The sequence below is a fragment of the Micromonospora sp. NPDC000121 genome, from assembly GCF_042899165.1.
In the GTDB taxonomy this organism is placed as follows: domain Bacteria; phylum Actinomycetota; class Actinomycetes; order Mycobacteriales; family Micromonosporaceae; genus Micromonospora.
Genome location: NZ_JBIAZP010000001.1, coordinates 468057 through 484872 on the forward strand (window position 1 = coordinate 468057; position 16816 = coordinate 484872).

The window sequence follows — 16816 nt, forward strand, 5'->3', positions numbered from 1 at the left end:
GGCCGTCCCGCTCCTGACGGCCGCCGGTCCCGGCGATTGGCGCGCGGCTGACCGGGTACGGGGTCGGGCATGCGGATCGTGGTGGTGGGCGCGACCGGCAACGCCGGCACCGCCCTGTTGCGCCGGCTGCGCCGGGAACGCGGAGTGGACCTCGCCGGGGTGGTGCGCCGGCTGCCGGGGCCGGAGGCCGGTGAGCCGTACGACCAGGTGGAGTGGCATTCGTGCGACGTCGGGCTGCCGGGCGCGGCCGACCAGCTCGCCGAGGTCTTCGCCGGGGCCGACGCGGTGGTGCACCTGGCCTGGCAGATCCAGCCCAGCCACGACCAGCGGGTGCTGCGGCGGACCAACGTCGGCGGCAGCGCGGCGGTGATCGACGCCGTGGTCCGCGCGCACGTGCCGGCCCTGGTGGTCGCCTCGTCGGTCGGCACGTACGCCTCCGGCCCGAAGGACCACCCGGTCTCCGAGCGCTGGCCGGCGACCGGGGTGCCCGGCTCGTCGTACAGCCGGGACAAGGCCGAGGTGGAGGCGCTGCTCGACCGGGCCGAGCGGGAGCACCCGGGGCTGCGCGTGGTGCGGATGCGGCCCGGCCTGAACTTCCAGCGGGCGGCGGCGACCGAGATCGCCCGCTACTTCCTGGGCCCGTTCGCGCCGGTCCGGCTGCTCCGCTTCGGCCGTATCCCGCTGGTGCCGACGCACCGGCGGCTGCGGATGCAGGCGGTGCACACCGACGACGTCGCCGACGCGTACGCCCGGGCGGTCCTGGGTGACGCGCGCGGCCCGTTCAACCTCGCCGCGGACCCGGTGCTGACCCCGGAACTGGTGGCCCGGCACTTCCACGGCTGGACGGTGCCCGTGGCCGCCCCGGTGCTGCGCGCCGCCGCCGCGCTCACCTGGCGGGCGCGGCTGCAACCGATCGACGCCGGCTGGGTGGAGCTGGCCCTGAACGCGCCGCTGATGTCGAGCGAGCGCGCCGAGACGGAGTTGGGCTGGCAGCCGCGGCACGACGCGCTCAGCGCACTCAAGGAACTCTTCGCCGGGATGGCCGACCGCGCGCACACCGCCAGCCCGCCGATGTCCGCCGCCGGCAACCGCCCCGGGCGGCCGGCCGCCCTGCTGCGCGGCCGTCCCGCCGGCCACGGCAACCCGTACTGAGCGGGTCGGGTCAGGGGCGGGAGAGGGCGAAGGCGGTCAGGAAGCCGGCCACGGTGACGAGGCCGACCAGCAGGTGGGCGTTCTCGAACGCCTCCGGGACCATGGTGTCGGTGATCATCGCCAGGATGGCGCCGGCCGCCAGCGCGGTCAGCGCCGCGAGCGCCGCCGGCGGGGCGTCGCCGAGCAGCGTGAAGCCCGCCACCGCCGCCACGCCGCTGACCAGGGCGATCGCCGACCAGAGCGCGAAGACGTACCGCCGGGAGCGGCCGGCCCGGCGCATGCCAGCCGCGCTGGACAAGCCCTCCGGCACGTTGCTGAGGAAGACCGCGACCACGGTGGCCAGGCTGACCGGCCCGCCGGCCAGCAGGCTGGCCCCGATCACCACCGATTCGGGTACGCCGTCCAGCAGCGCGCCGACCGCGATCGCGGAGCCCGAGCCGGGCCGCTCGACCTCGGAGGGCTGCCGGTCGCCGGAGCGCTTGCGGTGCCGCGCGCCCCAGCGGGCGAGCGCCACGTTCGCCAGGGTGTAGACCAGCGCGCCGCCGGCCGCGCCGAGCGTCGTGGGCAGCAGGCCGCCCGTCTCGTGCGCCTCCGCGATCAGCTCGAACGAGACGGCGGAGAGCAGCACCCCCGCGCCGAACGCCATGACCGACGCGATGACCCGCTGCGGCACCCGGGCGAACCAGCCGACGGCCGCGCCGAGCACCAGGGCGGACCCGGCCAGCAGCCCCCACCCACCCGCCTGCAACCACTCCGGCATGTCGGACCGTACCCGTCGGCGCCCAGGAACCGGGATCAGAAGTCGGCGAACAGGTACGGCAGGTGGCGCGGGAAGAGGCGGCGCAGCTCCGCCGCCGCGTCCGCCGGCACCTCGCCCAGCCCCCGCAGGCCCACCTCCACCGGGTCGAGCACCCCGTACGCCAGGGCGGAGATCCCGGCGGCGGTGAGCGTGGCGGTGGGCGGCTTCCCGGCGGTGGCGGCGGCGCCGGTGACCAGTTCCAGCGCCCCGGTCGTGCCGTCCAGCAGGTACGACCCGGCCAGCCAACGGTCGCCGGTCAGCTCGACGCGCACCCGGCCCGGCCCGGTGGGCAGCCCGGACAGCGCGTCCACCGAGAGCAGCCGGGCCATCGGCGCCGACGAGCCCGGCCGGGCCACCCGCGCCTCGACGTGCACGGCCAGGTCGGTCAGCCACAGCTCCGGCACCTCGTCGGCGGGGATCTGCACGCTCACCCGCTCCACCTGGTCGACGTGCTGAGCGAAGAACCGCAACAGCAGCGCGCGGGCCACCGGGTCGGTGACGAGCAGGTCGTCGGCGGCCAGCGTCCCGCCGTGGTCGTCGATCCGGTAGGTCACCGCGCCCGTGACCGTCCCGCCGACGCGGGCGGTGAGCAGCCACCGCTCGTCGCGGTCGCGCAGCCCCACGTCCCGGTAGTCGGGGAAGATCGCGAAGCCGTGCCGCTCGCGCAGGCAGCGCTCGGTGAACTCGCGCCAGGTGGGGTAGCCCGTGCCGATCCGCTCCCAGCCCACCTCGCCCGGCAGGTCGGCGCGGACCAGCTCGCCGAGGTCGGCCGGCGAGAAGGTGGCCGTGCGGGCCTTCGGCAGCCCGACGTAGCCGAACCGGGCGTAGAACGACGACCGGAACGGCCAGAGCGCGGTCAGCGCATGCCCCTCGTCGCGCATCTCGTCGAGCAACTGGTGCAGCAGGGCCCGGACGTGTCCCTGCCGGCGGGCCAGCGGGTGGGTGGTCACCCCGGCGACGCCGGCCATCGGCAGCACCGTGCCGCGCAGGTTCTGCCGCATGGGCACCGCCGAGGCGGCGGCCACCGTCGCGCCGTCGGCCTCCACGACCAGCGTCCGGTTGCCCTCGTTGTAGGGCAGGTAGTCGCGGTACTCCTCGGTCCGGCGCGCGCTGGACGGCGACGTCTCGAACGCGTACGCCTGGAGCGGGAAGCTGGTCGTCAGGCGCTTCTCGGAGCGCACCCGGCGGATGGTCATCCGCCAATCCCAACCCGGCTTCCCGGTCCGCGCAACCGCAATCGCCGTGACGGTCGCCCCGTACGCGCCCGTGGCGGCCAGTCGAGCGGCAGGTGGCGCAGGTGCCGACGGCGGCGCAGCGGGGACGGGATCGCGTCAGACGGCGGTGACGTCGGAGACCACGACGGTGACGTTGTCCGGCGCGCCGGCCTGGTGGGCGAGCTTGACGAGCTGCTCGCCGCACTGCTGGCGGTCGGCGTACGTGCTCAGCGCCGCGGCGATCGTGGCGTCCTCGACGTAGTCGGACAGGCCGTCGCTGCACAGCAGCAGCCGGTCGCCGGGGACCACGGTCAGCACTCCGATCGCGGGCGGCGCGTCCGCGCCCTGCACCGCCCGGGTCACCAGCGACCGCTGCGGGTGGTGGCGTGCCTGCTCGGGCGAGAGCGCCCCCTGGTCCACCAACGCCTGGACGAAGGTGTCGTCCCGGGTGAGCTGGGTGAGCTGCCCGTCGCGCAGCAGGTAGCAGCGGGAGTCGCCGACCTGGGCCAGCACCAGCGCGTCCCCGGCGAGCAGGGCGGCGGTGAGCGTCGTACCCATGCCGTCGCGGGCCGGGTCGACGGTGATGGCGGCGTGGATGCGCCGGTTGGCGGTGCTCACCACGGCCCGCAGCGCGTCGGCGGCCTCGTCGGGGGTGGTCGGCGGGCTCAGCTCGTCGAGGATGCGGATGACGATCTCGCTCGCCACCTCGCCCGCGGGCAGGCCGCCCATGCCGTCCGCCACCGCGACGAGGCGGTCACCGGCGAGGGCGGAGTCCTCGTTGTTGGTGCGGACCAGGCCGATGTCGTTCAGGATGGCCGAGCGGAGGATCAGCGTCATGGGACAAGCTTGCCAAGAACACCCTGCCGCCGTCTCTACGCACTACTGCGTAGGGTGTGGGAATGATGCCGGTGTCCATGGTCGGGCGCGCCGGTGAGCTGGCCGAGCTCGACCGGGCGTGGTCCACCGTGGCCGATTCCCGGCGCGCCGCGCCGGCCGTCGCGGTGATCACCGGCGAGGCCGGGGTGGGCAAGTCGCTGCTGGTCGCGGCCGCCCTGGACGCCTTCGCCCCGCGCCCGGCGGCGGTGCTCTCCGGCGCCGCCCGGGTGCACAGCCCCGCCCCGTACGACTGGCTGGCCGCCGTTCTCACCGGTCGGGACACGAGCGCGCTCGACCTGCCGCCCGACGCGCTGGCCTGGCTCGCCCAGCAGCCCACCGCGCCGCGCGAGCGCTACGCGCCGGGCACCCTGCTCCGGCTCGCGGTGCGGGTCGTCCGGCTGCTGGTCGGTTCCGGCCCGGCCGTGCTGGTGGTGGAGGACCTGCACGCCCTCGACCCGGCCAGCCTGAACCTGGTCGGCGAGCTGGCCACCGCCGCCGACCTGCCGGCGCTGCTGGTCGTGGCCACCCGCCCCGCCGCCGACGCGGTCGCGCCGGACCTCGCGGTCCGCGCGCTGGCCCGGCTCTGCGGCGTCCGGGGCGCCGTCCGCCAACACCTCGGACCGCTGCTCCCGGCCGAGGTCGCCGAGGTCCTGGCCCAGGTGTACGCCGAACCGCGCCCGTCCGGTCGCCTGGCGCACGCGGTCTGGCGGCGCACCGGCGGCAACCCGTACGCGCTGACCGAACTGCTCGCCGCGCACGCCGGGCAGGGGCCCGAGGCGTTGCTCCGCCCGCCGCCGCCGTCCCGCCTCGCGCAGCCGCCGGCGGCCCGGTCCACGGCGGCCCGGTCCCCGGCGGCCCGGTCGACGGCGGCCCGGTCGACGGCGGCCCGGTCGACGGCGGCCCGGTCCACGGCGGCGGCACGATCGCCGGCGGCGGTGGCGCCACGGCCGGCCGACCCGGCCGACGCCGAGCTGACCGGGCGGGAGATCGAGGTGCTGGGCTGCCTGGTCGCCGGGATGTCCAACAAGCAGGCCGCGCGGGCGCTCGGCATCTCGGTGCGGACGGTCACCGTGCACGTGTCCAACCTGCTGCGCAAGACCGGGTCGGCGTCGCGTACCGAGGCGGCGATCTGGGCGGTGCAGCGGCGGTTGCCGGTGCCGACGCCGGTCGACGGCTGAGCCGGCGCCGTCGGCGTTGCGGGGTCAGCGGCGGGGATAGCGGAGCAGGAGACTGGCGGCGACCTCCTCGTCGCCGACGGCGGCGTACACGTGCGGCACGTCCGACGTCCAGCGCAGATGCTCGCCGGCGGCGGCCGTCAGCGGCGCGTCGACCGGGCCGGCGCGCAGCACGCCCGCGAAGACGGTGACGTGCTCGGTGACGCCCGGCTGGTGCGCGGGGGAGAGCTGCTCCGGGCCGGGCGCGACCAGCATCCGGTACAGCTCGTAGGTGGCGTCGGTGTCCTCGAAGACCTCCAGCAGGATGGCGGTGACCGCCGCGCCGCGGACGGTCGGTCCGGCGGCCGGGCCCGAGAGCACGGCGGTCAGCGGCACGCCGAGCTGCGCCGTGATCGCGTAGAGCGTCTCCAGGGTCGGGTTGCGGGTGCCGTTCTCCAATCCGGAGAGGGTCGCCTTCCCCACCCCGGCCAGCCGGGCGAGGGTCGACAGGGACATCCCCCGTTCCTCGCGCAGCGCGCGTACCCGGCGGCCGACGGCGTCGGCGCCCGGATCGGGGTGCGGTGGGCGGGCTGGTGACGGGTGCGGCACCCCGCTATCGTGCTACACGTTCCTGTTCCGTAAACGGAACGATCGGGGTGGAGATGGCGGGACGGACGCAACCGTTGCTGGCGGGCGTGGTGACCGCGCTGGTGGGCTTCGCCAGCTCGTTCACCGTGGTGCTGGCCGGCCTGCGGGCCGTCGGCGCCACCGACGCGCAGGCCGCCTCCGGGCTGCTCGCGGTCTGCGTCGCGTCCGGGATCTCCGCCGTCTGGTTGGGCCTGCGGCACCGGATCCCGATGAGCGTCGCCTGGTCCACTCCGGGCGCGGCGCTGCTGGTCGCCACCGGCCCGGTGCCCGGCGGGTGGCCCGTCGCCGTCGGGGCGTTCCTCGTCTCGGGCGTGCTGATCGTGGCCGCCGGGCTGTTTCCGGCGCTCGGTCGGGCCGTCGCGGCGATCCCCCGGCCGATCGCGGGCGCCATGCTGGCCGGCGTCCTGCTGCCGCTGTGCACGGCCCCGGTCCGCGCGCTGGTCGAGGTGCCCGAGCTGGCCGCGCCCGTGGTGCTGGCCTGGCTGCTGCTGCACCGGTTCGCGCGCCGCTGGGCGGTGCCGGGCGCGTTGGTCGTGGCGGTGGCGGCGATCGCGTCAACCGCCCCGGTCGCCGGCCTCGGCGGCGCGCGGCTGCTGCCCGCCGTGGAGCTGACCGCGCCGGCCTGGAGTGTCTCCGCCCTGGTCGGCCTGGCGCTGCCGCTCTTCCTGGTCACCATGGCCGCGCAGAACGTGCCCGGGATGGCGGTGCTGGTCGGCTACGGCTACCGGCCGCCGTTCGGGGCCGCGCTGCGGGCGACCGGGCTGACCAGCATGGCCGCCGCGCCCGCCGGTGGGCACGCGGTCAACCTCGCGGCCATCACCGCCGCGCTGGCCGCCGGCCCGGACGCCCACCCCGACCCCGACCGGCGCTGGATCGCCTCGGTCACCGCCGGCACGGGGCTGGCCCTGCTCGGCCTGGGCACCGGGGCGGCCACCGCGTTGATCGCGCTCGCCCCGCCGGTACTGATCGAGGCGGTCGCCGGGCTGGCGCTGCTCGGCGCGCTGGCCACCGCGCTCACCTCGGCGCTGGCCGAGCCGGCGGCGCGGGAGGCCGCGGTGGTCACGTTCGTGGTCACCGCCTCCGGGGTGACCCTGCTCGGCGTGGGCGGCGCGTTCTGGGGCCTGGTCGCCGGCGGGCTGATGCTGCTGCTCTTCCGCCGTCACGCGGAGGCCCCGGCCCACGCCGCGTCGTCCGCCCCGCCTTCGGCGGTGCCGGGTGCGTCCTCGGCGGTGCCGGGTGTGCCCTCGGTGGTGCCGGTCCCGCCGCCCGGCGTGCCCGCGTCCGCGCCGCTCCACCCGGCTCCAGTCGGTCCGGATACCCCCACGGCCACCTCGTCGCCGAGGCTCGGTCGGGTCGGCGGGGGCTGATCCGCCAGGCGCTGTCGAGCTGAATCGTCTACGACATCAAGAATCGTCTACGACATCAGCTCGACAGCGCGCGTGGGATGTGCCCGGCTCGGCCCCGGCCCGGCTCGGCTCGTTCCTCGGTCTCACTCCTCGGGCGGCAGGGCGGCGGCGGGGACGTCGAGGCGTACCTGGCCGTCGGCGACGGTGGCGATCTGCTCGGCGAGCACGTAGACCGCGCCGGTGCGCGCCAGGTCGGTGGAGACCTTCAGGTAGCCGCTGTGCAGCAGCCGGGCCGCCAGATCGGCCGGCACGTCCGGTTCCTCGACCGCCGTGGACTCGATCAGCTCGTCCAGGCTGCTGCCCGGATCGGCGGTCGGCGCCTGGACCGTCACCGCGTTCGGGTCACCCCGCTGCACGAGGTCGACCGTGCCGACCTCGGTGCCGTCGACGTCGATCACCCGCATGCCCGTGGTGACCCGGGAAACCATCGCCTGCCGCTCGATGCCCTGATTCATTCTCGCGCGGTTCCCGGCCCCCGCTCCGGCTAAACCGCCCGCGCCCCGCCCCGCCTCGCCCCGCACCCGCCCGCCGGCCCTTCTCACCGCTCGGGCGACCAGGCGCTCGGCGGGCGGGGGGACAGCTCGCGCCAACCGTCGGTGCCCTGGAGCAGCGCCCGCACCGTCTCCTCGGCCTCCTCGACGGTGTCGTACTCGTAGAACTGGGAGACGCCCTCGGAGCCGCCGGCGCGCTGCTCGACGTGCCAGCGGTCGGCGTCGACCCGCAGGAAGACGTCCCGCCGCGCCAGCCGGCCCCATTTCCCGTTCCACCAGTGCTTCCGCTGCTCCATGGCGGGGACTCTATCGAACATGCGTACGAAAATGTGCGGCCCCCGCGGGATTCCCGCAGGGGCCGATGTGCGTGTGCCGGATTCAGCGCGGAGTGGGCGGTTCCTGCCGGCGGCCGAGCACGTCGTCGAGCGCGCCGCGCTGCTGCCCGGGGGTGGCGTGGCCGGCGGTGACCAGGGCGTCCCGGATCTCGGTGAGCAGCTTGACCTCCTCGCTCGGCGCCTTCGGCGGCGGCTCCTCGCCCCGCTTGCGCCGCTCGGCCAGCTTGTTCATCGGGTAGACGACCAGGAAGTACAGCGCCGCCGCGGTGAGCGCGAAGGTGATCATCGCGTTGATGAAGCTGATCCAGTCGAACTCGACACCCCGGACCTTCCACGTCGTGCCCTGAAGGCCGCCCTCACGACCCGTGACCACGAGCGTGATCAACGCGATCAGCGGCTTGAGGAACGAGTTGGTGAGCTGCGTGACCACCGCCGTGAACGCGGCGCCGATGACGACGCCGACCGCGAGGTCGACGACGTTTCCGCGCATGATGAAGTCTTTGAAGCCCTTGAGCATCCGTACTCCCGAGGTGTCCGGTCTTCCGTCCGGCACAACCTATGCCCCGCGCGGCGACTCCAGAAAAGCGCCGGCCTCGATGGCCGCCCGGTCCGGGTCGCCGGCCCGGATCGCCTCGACCAGCCGGGAGTGGTCGACGTAGCGCTCCGGCTCCAGCGCGTCGCCCATCGACTGGGTGATCGTGCTGCGCAGCGCGGCGCCGACCGAGGCGTACAGCTCGGCGAGCATGCCGTTGTGCGCCGCCGCCACGACGGCGGTGTGCAGCGCGGCGTCGGCCTCCACGAACTCGTCGACCCGGCCGCCGCGCCAGGCCGCCTCGCGCACGTCGAGCGCGCCGTCGAGCGCGGCCAGGTCCTCGGGCGTACGCCTCAGCGCGGCGAGCCGGGCCGCCTCCACCTCGAAGGCGCGCCGCACCTCGACGACCTCGGCCGCCCGGTCGTCGGTGAGCCGGCGGGCCACCACCGGGGCCAGCTCGTCGGTCGACACCACGTACGTCCCGGAGCCCTGCCGGCACTCCAGCACCCCGGCGTGCACCAGCGCCCGCACGGCCTCGCGGACCGTGTTCCGCCCCACGCCGAGCGCCGCGACCAACTGCGGCTCGGTGGGGATCCGACCGCCCACCGGCCACTCGCCGCCGAGGATCCGCTCCCTGAGCTGCGCGATGGTCTGCCGCACCCGATGCCCGCGGGGCGGCGCGGTGGGGGAATCAACCGACGGTGGCACTGGTTACAACTCCTGCCCGAAATTCATCCCATGATTGTAGGTTCAACGGTATGACCCCGCCACCGCCCACCGCCACCGCCGACGTCACCGCGTCCACCACCGACCCGGCCCCGGCCCGCGTGCCGGTCGCCCCCGCCGTGGAGCGGGCTGCGCCGGGCCGGCCCCTGCACCCGGCCACCGGGGGCGTCCTGGTGCTGGTCGGGATGCTGCTGGTCGCGGTGAACCTGCGGGCCGCCGTGACCAGCCTCGGGGCGCTGCTCGACGAGGTGCGGGACGGCCTGGGGCTCTCCGGGGCGATGGCCGGCCTCGTCACCACCCTGCCCACCATCGCCTTCGCGGGGCTCGGCGCGCTGACCCCGTGGCTGGTCCGCCGGTTCGCCCCGGCCCGGGTGCTGGTGGTCGCGATGCTCGCGCTCGCCGCCGGTCAGGTGCTGCGGGTGGTCACCGACTCCGCGCTCGTCTTCGTGCTCACCAGCGCGCTGGCGCTGGCCGGCATCGCGGTGGCGAACATCCTGCTGCCGATGCTGGTCAAGCAGCACTTTCCGCACCGCACCGGGCTCGTCACCGGGGCGTACACGATGGCGCTGACCCTGGGCACGTCGGTGGCCGCCGCGTCGGCGGTGCCGGTGGCGCACGCCTTCGGCTCCTGGCGGGTCGGGCTCGGGGTCTGGGCCGGGCTGGCCGCGGTGGCCGTACTCCCGTGGGTGCCGCTGGCGCTGCGGGCCCGGGCCGCCGCGCGGCGGGCGACCCCGACGGGGGCCGTCCCGTCCCGCGGCCGGGTCCGGCCCGGCCGCACCCGGCTCGGCTGGGCGATGGCGGTCTACTTCGGAGCGCAGTCGCTCAGCGGGTACGCGATCATGGGCTGGCTGGCCCAGCTCTTCCGGGACGCCGGCTACCACCCGGAGACGGCCGGGCTGCTGCTCGCCGGGGTGACCGCGCTCGGTGTGCCCATCGCCCTGCTGATGCCGACGCTGGCCGGCCGGCTGCGGACGCTGAGCCCGCTCGTGCTCTCGCTGACCGCCGCGTCGACCCTGGCCTACCTGGGGCTCGCCCTGGCCCCGTCCGGCGCGGCGCTGCTCTGGGTGACCCTGCTGGCGATCGGGCAGGGCGCGTTCCCGTTGATCCTGACGGTGATCGGGCTGCGCGCCCGGACCGCCGAGGGAACCGTCGCGCTGTCGGCCTTCGCGCAGAGCACCGGCTACGTCATCGCCGCGCTGGGGCCGCTGCTCGTGGGCATCCTCTACGAGGCGACCGGCGGATGGACCGCCCCGATCGGCTTCCTGCTGGCGGCGCTGGCCGTGCAGACCGCCGCGGGCATGGTGATCGCTCGTCCCCGGCACATCGAGGACGAGGCGTGAGGAGGAACGGTCAGGAGGAGGCCGGCGTGGGGTCGCCCGCCACGGCCTCGTCGACCGTCGGGTAGGTGTGCAGCACCTCGACGAGACCGCTCACCTCGAGGATGCGGAGCACGCCCCGCTGCGGGGCGGCCAGCCGCACGACGCCCCCGGCCTCGTCGCAGCTGTTCTTGGCGCGGACGAACACCGACAACCCGGTGGAGTCGCAGAACGAGACGTTCGCCAGGTCGAAGACGAGCCGGCTGCGGCCCTTGTCGAGCAGGTCGGTGATCTGGTCCTGCAACTGGGGTGCGGTCGCCATGTCCAGCTCGCCCGCGACCGACACGACGACCACGTCGCCGCGCTGTTCCGTGTGCACCGTCAAGGACATTCGCCAGACCTCCCGTTATCGGGGAAACGGTATCCCACCATCGGGGTGGTACGCAGAACGGGAGCCGGTATCCGGTGGCCACCGTCATTCCTTTGCCGTGCGGCAACTAGCGGCCCGGCCTCCGGTGATAGAGTCCGCCGGTCCAGGTCGAAGGGGGTTTGCCATGGCGCTGAGCGCCGAGGAGAACGGCCGGCTTGCGAGTCTGCTGACAGGTCAGGCGGAGCGGATCACGCAGCGTTGGACGGAGATCGTCGCCGCCTCCCTGCGCGGGCGACTCACCCAGGGAGAGCTGCGCCGGCAGGTGCAGGAACTGCACGGCAGCATGGTCGCCGCCGCCGAGCAGGGGGCCGTCGACCTCGACGCCGAGCAGGCCACCGAGCTGCGCGCCGTGCTCGCCGAGTTGTCCCGGGGCCGGGCCCGGCAGGGCTTCTCCGCCTCCGAGACCGCGATCAGCGTCTTCGCGCTGAAGGACGTGCTGCTGGAGCTGTTGGAGACCGACGGCGGCACCAGCACGCTCCGCGACTACGTCGCCTTCTCCGGGCTGATCGACCAGATGGGCCTGTTCACCTTCGAGAGCTTCGTCCGCACCCGGGAGAGCCTCATCGCCGACCAGGCGGAGCAGCTGCTGGAGCTCTCCACCCCGGTGGTGAAGCTCTGGGAGGGCGTCGTCGCCGTGCCGCTGGTCGGCACGCTCGACTCGGCCCGCGCCCAGGTCGTGATGGAGCGCCTGCTCCAGACCCTGGTCGACACAAGCTCGCCGTACGCGATCATCGACATCACCGGCGTACCGGCGGTGGACACCCAGGTGGCCCAGCACATCCTGAAGACCGTGGTGGCCGCCCGGCTGATGGGCGCGGACTGCATCATCTCCGGCATCCGGCCGCAGATCGCGCAGACCATCGTGGCCCTGGGCATCGAGTTCGGCGACATCGCCACCAAGGCCAGCCTCGCCGACGCGCTGCGGCACGTGCTCCGGCTCACCGGGGTCGAGACCGGCCGCCGGCAGCCGCGCCGGGAGGCGTGATGGAGCGGGTGCCGATCCTCAAGATCGGTGAGATCCTGCTGGTCTCCATCCAGGTCGACATGTCCGACCAGACGGCGGTCCAGCTCCAGGAGGACCTCGCGGAGCGGATCGTCGCGACCGGCTGCCACGGCGTGATCATCGACATCACCGCCCTGGACATCGTCGACTCCTTCGTCGGGCGGATGCTGTCGACCATCGCCTCGATCTCCAAGGTGCTCGACGCCGAGACGGTGGTGGTCGGGATGCGCCCCGCCGTCGCCATCACCCTCGTCGAGCTGGGCCTGTCCCTCAACGGCATCCGGACGGCGCTCAACGTCGAGCGGGGCATGGAGTTGATCGCGACGGCGCGCGCGGACGAGTTCCAGTTCGCGTTCGACGACGAACCGGACGCCGAGACGACGGCCTCGTCATGACCGCGGGCGTCGACCTGGGCCAGCCGCAGGCGCAGGCGATCCGCAGCGACGAGGACGTGGTGCGCGTCCGGCAGCTGGTGCGTACGGTGGCGGTGGCGGTCAAGCTCTCGCTGGTCGACCAGACCAAGGTGGTCACCGCGGCGAGCGAGCTGGCCCGCAACACCCTGGTGTACGGCGGCGGCGGCACGGTCGAGGTGGGCACGGTGGACAACGGGACGCGGCGGGGCGTGCGTATCGTCTTCGCCGACTCCGGCCCGGGCATCGCCGACCTCGACCTGGCACTGACCGACGGCTACACGACGGGGGGCGGCCTCGGCCTCGGGCTCAGCGGCGCGCGCCGGCTGGTCGACGAGTTCGACATCCAGACCGCGGTAGGTGAGGGCACCCGCATCACGGTCACCAAATGGTCCAGATGACCGAGGACGCGGTCCCCGACCGTGGCGTCTGGTTCCGGGTGGAGACCGGCAGCGCCGCCAGCGCGGTGCGCCGCGCCGCCGAGCGGCTCGGCGAGCAGCTCGACCTGGGGGAGGCCCGCACCGCCGACCTGGCGATCGTCGCCGCCGAGCTGACCAGCAACCTGGTCAAGCACGCCGAGGACGGCGTGCTGCTGCTGCGGCCCGTCCGAAACGAGCGGGTGGCCGGCGTGGAGCTGGTCGCGATCGACGCCGGACCGGGGATGGCCGACCTGACCGTCTCCTCACAGGACGGACACTCCACCACGGGCACGCTCGGCATCGGTCTCGGCGCGATCGTCCGACAGGCCAGCTGGTTCGACGGCTACTCCCGGCCGGGGCGGGGCACGGTGCTCGCCGTCCAGGTCTGGCCGGGCCGCGCCGGTGAGCGGGAGCGGCCCTGGGTCGGCGCGCTCACCCGGCCGCTGACCGGGGAGTCGGTCAGCGGCGACGGGTACGGCTGGCGGATCGTCGAGGGCCGGCGGCAGGTGCTGGTCTGCGACGGGCTGGGGCACGGACCGCTCGCCTCCGCCGCCACCGACGCCGCGCTCGACGCGTTCCGGAAGGCGCCGGCGGGGCCGCCGGCGGCCGTGGTCCAGCACCTGCACCGGGCCATGTCCCACACCCGGGGCGCGGCGCTGGCCGTCGCGGAACCGGACCCGTCGGCCGGGGTGCTGCGCTACGCCGGGTTGGGCAACATCTCCGCCGCGGTCGTCGGCGCGGCCGGCCAGCGCCGGGGCCTGGTCTCGCTGCCCGGCATCGCCGGTCACCAGCGTCCCCAGGTCCGGGAGTACGACTACCCCTTCGAGGCCGGCGCCCTGCTGGTGATGCACAGTGACGGCGTGGTCGACCGCTGGCAGCTCGCCGACTGTCCCGGTCTCGCCGACCGCTCGCCCGTCGTGGTGGCCGCGTCGCTGCTGCGCGACGCCGGCACCCGCCGCGACGACGCGTGCGTCCTGGTCGCCCGGGCGTGGTCGTGACCCGGCCGACCGGGGCGGCGCCGCTGCTCCAGATGGCGCTGCGGGTCGAACACGACATCTTCGTGGTCCGGCAGCGGGGCCGTGAGGTCGCCGCCGCGGTCGGGCTGGAACACCAGGACCAGGTACGCATCGCCACCGCGCTCAGCGAGGTGGCCCGGGACCTGCTGCGCGGGGTCGGCGGGGCGGACGTGACATTCACCCTGGTCCACGACGCTGTTGGTGGTGGACGGCACCTGCGGGTGGACCTCGTCCCGGTGCGCCCGCTGCCCGGCGGGCGGTACGAGCCGCAGTCGGGTGCGGTGGCGCGGTTGGTGGACATGTTGGGCGTGGTGACCGGGGAGGGGGATACGGTCGTAAGGATGTCCCGACGTGTTCCGGTCACCGCCGAGGTGCTGACCCAGGAGCGTCTCGCCGAGCTTCGCGCCGAACTCGGCCGGAACGCCCCGGGCAGCGCCCTGGACGAGTTGGCCGCCCAGAACGCACAACTGATCGCCGCCCTCGACGAGGTACGCAGCCAGCGCGACGAGCTGGCCGTGCTCAACGAGGAACTCGCCGAGACCAACCGCGGCGTGATGGCGCTCTACAACCAGCTCACCGAGGAGCTGGAGGAGACCAACCGCGGCGTGGTGGCGCTCTACGCCGAGCTGGACGAGAAGTCCGCCCAGTTGCGGGCGGCCAGCGAGTCGAAGAGCCGGTTCCTGGCGAACGTCAGCCACGAGCTGCGCGCCCCCGTCACCGCGATCATGGGACTCGGTCGGCTGCTGGGTGACTCCGCCTCCGACCCGCTCACCGCCGAGCAGGCCCGCCAGGTCGGGCTGATCCGTTCCTCGGCGAGCGACCTGCTCTCGCTGGTCAACGAGCTGCTCGACCTGGCCAAGGCCGAGTCCGGCCGGATCGAGCCCGACTGGGCCGAGGTGGACCTGCGACCGCTCTTCGGCCAGTTGCGCGGCACGCTGCGGGCCCTGGCCACCCGGCCGGAGGTCGAGCTGGTGGTGGAGGAGCCGCCGGTCCCGGCCACGCTGCGCACCGACGAGGTGCTGCTCGCCCAGGTGCTGCGCAACCTGCTGCACAACGGGCTCAAGTTCACCGAGCGCGGGGAGGTCCGGCTGCGGGCGGAGCGGCGGGACGACCGCTGGCTGCTGTCCGTCTCGGACACCGGCCCGGGCATCGCGCCTGAGCAGCACGACCGGATCTTCGAGGAGTTCTACCAGGTGCCCGGCGCGACCCGGGTGGGCGGCACGGGCCTCGGCCTGCCGTACGCGCGGCGGCTGGTGACCCTGCTCGGCGGCACCCTGGTGCTGTCCAGCGAGCCCGGGCGGGGCAGCACGTTCACCGTCAGCCTGCCCGCGGGCGGAGTGTGACGGTGGAGGGCGGCCCGGCGACCGTGCTGGTGGTCGACGACAGTCGCACCAAGCGGTACCTGCTGGTCAGCTGGCTCTCCCGCGCGGGTTTCACGGTGCTGGAGTCGGAGACCGGCGGCGAGGCCCTGGCCCGCGTCGGCGTGGACCCGATCGACCTCGTGGTGCTCGACGTGCGGCTGCCCGACCTGAGCGGGTTCGAGGTCTGCGAACGGATCAAGGCCGCGCACCCGGCGATGCCGGTGATCCACGTGTCCGCGCACGCGGTGGACGTGGTGGACCGGGCGCAGGGGCTGACCCGGGGCGCGGACGCGTACCTGGCCGAGCCCATCGAGCCGGAGGAGCTGGTCGCCACCGCGCACGCGGTGCTGCGCTACTACCGGGCCCGGCAGCGGGCGGAGCTGCTCGCCGAACGGCTGCTCGGGCTGGCCGACACCACCGTGGCGATGCACGCCGCGCCGAACTTCGCTCGGCTGCTGGAGGCGGCGGCGGCCGGGGCGGCCCAGATATTCAAGGGCCCCGCCGCGGTGATCGCCGAGACGTTCGACGGCGACTGCGTCGCCGGGATCGCGGGCGGCCCCGACGGCACGGCCACGATCGTCCCGTGGACCGTGGACGACAGCGGCGTGCCGATCGGGACGACGGTCCGGATGGACGACCCGGCCGGTTGGGGTCTGGTCGACTGGCCGGCGGGGGACACCGTCACCGTGGCCGCCGCCCGGCTGCGCGAGGACCGGACGCCGCTCTACGTCGTCGTGCCCACCGCCACGCAGACGGCCCGTACCCCGGTGCTGAGGCAGCTCGCCCAGGCGGCGGCGGCGGCGGTGGAGGCGCAGCGCTCCTTCGACGAGGAGCACCGCATCGCGGTCACCCTTCAGCGCAGCCTGCTGCCGCGCCGGATCCCCGAGATCAACGGGCTCGACCTGGCCGTGCGCTACGAGCCGGCGAGCGCGCAGACCGAGGTGGGCGGCGACTTCTACGAGCTGGTGATGCTCGACGGCCACCTGCTGCTGGCGATCGGCGACGTGGCGGGCCACTCGCTGCACGCCGCGACCGTGATGGCCGAGCTGCGGCACGCGGTGCGGGCGTACGCGGTGGAGGGGCACCAGCCGGGCGAGATCCTGGAGCGGGTGAACGAGCTGATGCGCACCCTGCTCCCCACGGAGCTGGCCACGATCTGCGTGCTGCTGCTGCACCCGCCCACCGGCCGGATCCGGCTGGCCAGCGCCGGCCACCTGCCGCCGGTGCTCAGCCTGGACGGCAAGGTGGAGTTCGTGCAGCACTCGGCGCCGCTGCTCGGGGTCCGCGCGCAGCGACCGCCCGACCTGGAGTTCGTGCTGCCGGCCGGCGCGACGCTGGTGTTCTACACCGACGGCCTGATCGAGCGGCGGGACACCACGATCGACGACGGGCTGGCCGCCCTGGCCGCGGCCGCGGGGCGGATCGACGACGACCTGGACCGCTTCTGCGCGCGGCTCCTGGTCGAGCTGGCCCCGCCGGAGATCCACGACGACGTCGCCGTGGTCGCCCTCCGCCGCCGCTGACGTGT

Annotated in this window: 19 protein-coding genes; 10 read left to right on the forward strand and 9 right to left on the reverse strand. The window is 74.8% G+C overall.

Annotated elements, in window-relative coordinates:
* Positions 1–69: 69 nt before the first annotated feature.
* Entirely contained in the window at positions 70–1152 is a 1083-nt protein-coding gene (locus tag ACFY23_RS02305) for an NAD-dependent epimerase/dehydratase family protein (RefSeq protein ID WP_350679102.1), read from the forward strand.
* A 10-nt stretch (positions 1153–1162) separates the two neighbouring features.
* Here the strand turns inward: ACFY23_RS02305 and ACFY23_RS02310 are convergent, their stop codons facing one another.
* The 3 genes from ACFY23_RS02310 to ACFY23_RS02320 all read right to left on the reverse strand — a co-directional run bounded on the left by ACFY23_RS02310 (position 1163) and on the right by ACFY23_RS02320 (position 4002).
* The gene (locus ACFY23_RS02310; protein WP_350679104.1) at positions 1163–1912 is read right to left on the reverse strand and encodes a ZIP family zinc transporter; all 750 of its coding nucleotides are present in this window, start codon (positions 1910–1912) and stop codon (positions 1163–1165) included.
* 35 nt (positions 1913–1947) lie between these two features.
* Complete coding sequence (gene eis, locus ACFY23_RS02315; protein ID WP_350679106.1) at positions 1948–3147, reverse strand: GNAT family N-acetyltransferase; 1200 nt, start codon at positions 3145–3147, stop codon at positions 1948–1950.
* 135 nt (positions 3148–3282) lie between these two features.
* On the reverse strand, positions 3283–4002 hold the full coding sequence (locus ACFY23_RS02320) for a PP2C family serine/threonine-protein phosphatase (protein ID WP_350679108.1): 720 nt from the start codon (positions 4000–4002) through the stop codon (positions 3283–3285).
* A gap of 62 nt (positions 4003–4064) precedes the next feature.
* Between ACFY23_RS02320 and ACFY23_RS02325 the strand changes: the two genes are divergently transcribed.
* Positions 4065–5219 carry a LuxR family transcriptional regulator gene (locus ACFY23_RS02325; RefSeq protein WP_350679110.1) on the forward strand — a complete coding sequence of 385 codons (1155 nt, stop codon included), beginning with the start codon at positions 4065–4067 and terminating at the stop codon, positions 5217–5219.
* A 24-nt stretch (positions 5220–5243) separates the two neighbouring features.
* On the opposite strand, the gene ACFY23_RS02330 is transcribed toward ACFY23_RS02325, so the two are convergent.
* The gene (locus ACFY23_RS02330) at positions 5244–5711 is read right to left on the reverse strand and encodes a helix-turn-helix domain-containing protein (RefSeq protein ID WP_350679188.1); all 468 of its coding nucleotides are present in this window, start codon (positions 5709–5711) and stop codon (positions 5244–5246) included.
* A gap of 146 nt (positions 5712–5857) precedes the next feature.
* On the opposite strand from ACFY23_RS02330, the gene ACFY23_RS02335 reads away from it, so the two are divergent.
* Positions 5858–7210 carry a benzoate/H(+) symporter BenE family transporter gene (locus ACFY23_RS02335; RefSeq protein ID WP_350679112.1) on the forward strand — a complete coding sequence of 451 codons (1353 nt, stop codon included), beginning with the start codon at positions 5858–5860 and terminating at the stop codon, positions 7208–7210.
* Between the two features lie 122 nt (positions 7211–7332).
* Here ACFY23_RS02335 and ACFY23_RS02340 read toward each other — a convergent pair whose 3' ends face one another.
* From ACFY23_RS02340 to ACFY23_RS02355, 4 genes are all read right to left on the reverse strand, one after another.
* Positions 7333–7704 carry a hypothetical protein gene (locus tag ACFY23_RS02340; RefSeq protein WP_387035560.1) on the reverse strand — a complete coding sequence of 124 codons (372 nt, stop codon included), beginning with the start codon at positions 7702–7704 and terminating at the stop codon, positions 7333–7335.
* A gap of 83 nt (positions 7705–7787) precedes the next feature.
* The gene (locus ACFY23_RS02345) at positions 7788–8036 is read right to left on the reverse strand and encodes a hypothetical protein (RefSeq protein WP_350679114.1); all 249 of its coding nucleotides are present in this window, start codon (positions 8034–8036) and stop codon (positions 7788–7790) included.
* An 82-nt stretch (positions 8037–8118) separates the two neighbouring features.
* Positions 8119–8592, reverse strand: coding sequence for a large conductance mechanosensitive channel protein MscL (mscL, locus tag ACFY23_RS02350; RefSeq protein ID WP_350679116.1), 474 nt, complete (start codon positions 8590–8592; stop codon positions 8119–8121).
* A 39-nt stretch (positions 8593–8631) separates the two neighbouring features.
* Entirely contained in the window at positions 8632–9315 is a 684-nt protein-coding gene (locus ACFY23_RS02355; RefSeq protein WP_350679118.1) for a FadR/GntR family transcriptional regulator, read from the reverse strand.
* A gap of 50 nt (positions 9316–9365) precedes the next feature.
* Between ACFY23_RS02355 and ACFY23_RS02360 the strand changes: the two genes are divergently transcribed.
* Complete coding sequence (locus ACFY23_RS02360) at positions 9366–10673, forward strand: MFS transporter (protein WP_387035556.1); 1308 nt, start codon at positions 9366–9368, stop codon at positions 10671–10673.
* Positions 10674–10683: 10 nt separating this feature from the next.
* On the opposite strand, the gene ACFY23_RS02365 is transcribed toward ACFY23_RS02360, so the two are convergent.
* Entirely contained in the window at positions 10684–11040 is a 357-nt protein-coding gene (locus ACFY23_RS02365) for an STAS domain-containing protein (protein WP_350679120.1), read from the reverse strand.
* A 163-nt stretch (positions 11041–11203) separates the two neighbouring features.
* Here ACFY23_RS02365 and ACFY23_RS02370 point away from each other — a divergent pair, with 163 nt between their 5' ends.
* The 6 genes from ACFY23_RS02370 to ACFY23_RS02395 are packed head-to-tail and all read left to right on the forward strand — an operon-like array spanning position 11204 to position 16811.
* Entirely contained in the window at positions 11204–12064 is an 861-nt protein-coding gene (locus ACFY23_RS02370) for an STAS domain-containing protein (protein ID WP_350679122.1), read from the forward strand.
* Positions 12064–12477, forward strand: a complete 414-nt coding sequence (locus ACFY23_RS02375) for an STAS domain-containing protein (protein ID WP_350679124.1) — start codon at positions 12064–12066, stop codon at positions 12475–12477. Before ACFY23_RS02370 ends, ACFY23_RS02375 begins: the two co-directional genes overlap by 1 nt.
* Positions 12474–12893 (forward strand): ATP-binding protein, encoded by a 420-nt coding sequence (locus ACFY23_RS02380; RefSeq protein ID WP_350679126.1) that lies wholly within the window; start codon positions 12474–12476, stop codon positions 12891–12893. The genes ACFY23_RS02375 and ACFY23_RS02380 overlap by 4 nt, the downstream gene beginning before the upstream one ends.
* On the forward strand, positions 12890–13909 hold the full coding sequence (locus ACFY23_RS02385; RefSeq protein ID WP_387035898.1) for a SpoIIE family protein phosphatase: 1020 nt from the start codon (positions 12890–12892) through the stop codon (positions 13907–13909). Before ACFY23_RS02380 ends, ACFY23_RS02385 begins: the two co-directional genes overlap by 4 nt.
* 32 nt (positions 13910–13941) lie before the next feature.
* Positions 13942–15270 carry a sensor histidine kinase gene (locus tag ACFY23_RS02390; protein WP_350679194.1) on the forward strand — a complete coding sequence of 443 codons (1329 nt, stop codon included), beginning with the start codon at positions 13942–13944 and terminating at the stop codon, positions 15268–15270.
* A gap of 2 nt (positions 15271–15272) precedes the next feature.
* Positions 15273–16811, forward strand: coding sequence for a SpoIIE family protein phosphatase (locus tag ACFY23_RS02395; RefSeq protein WP_350679130.1), 1539 nt, complete (start codon positions 15273–15275; stop codon positions 16809–16811).
* Positions 16812–16816 lie beyond the last annotated feature (5 nt).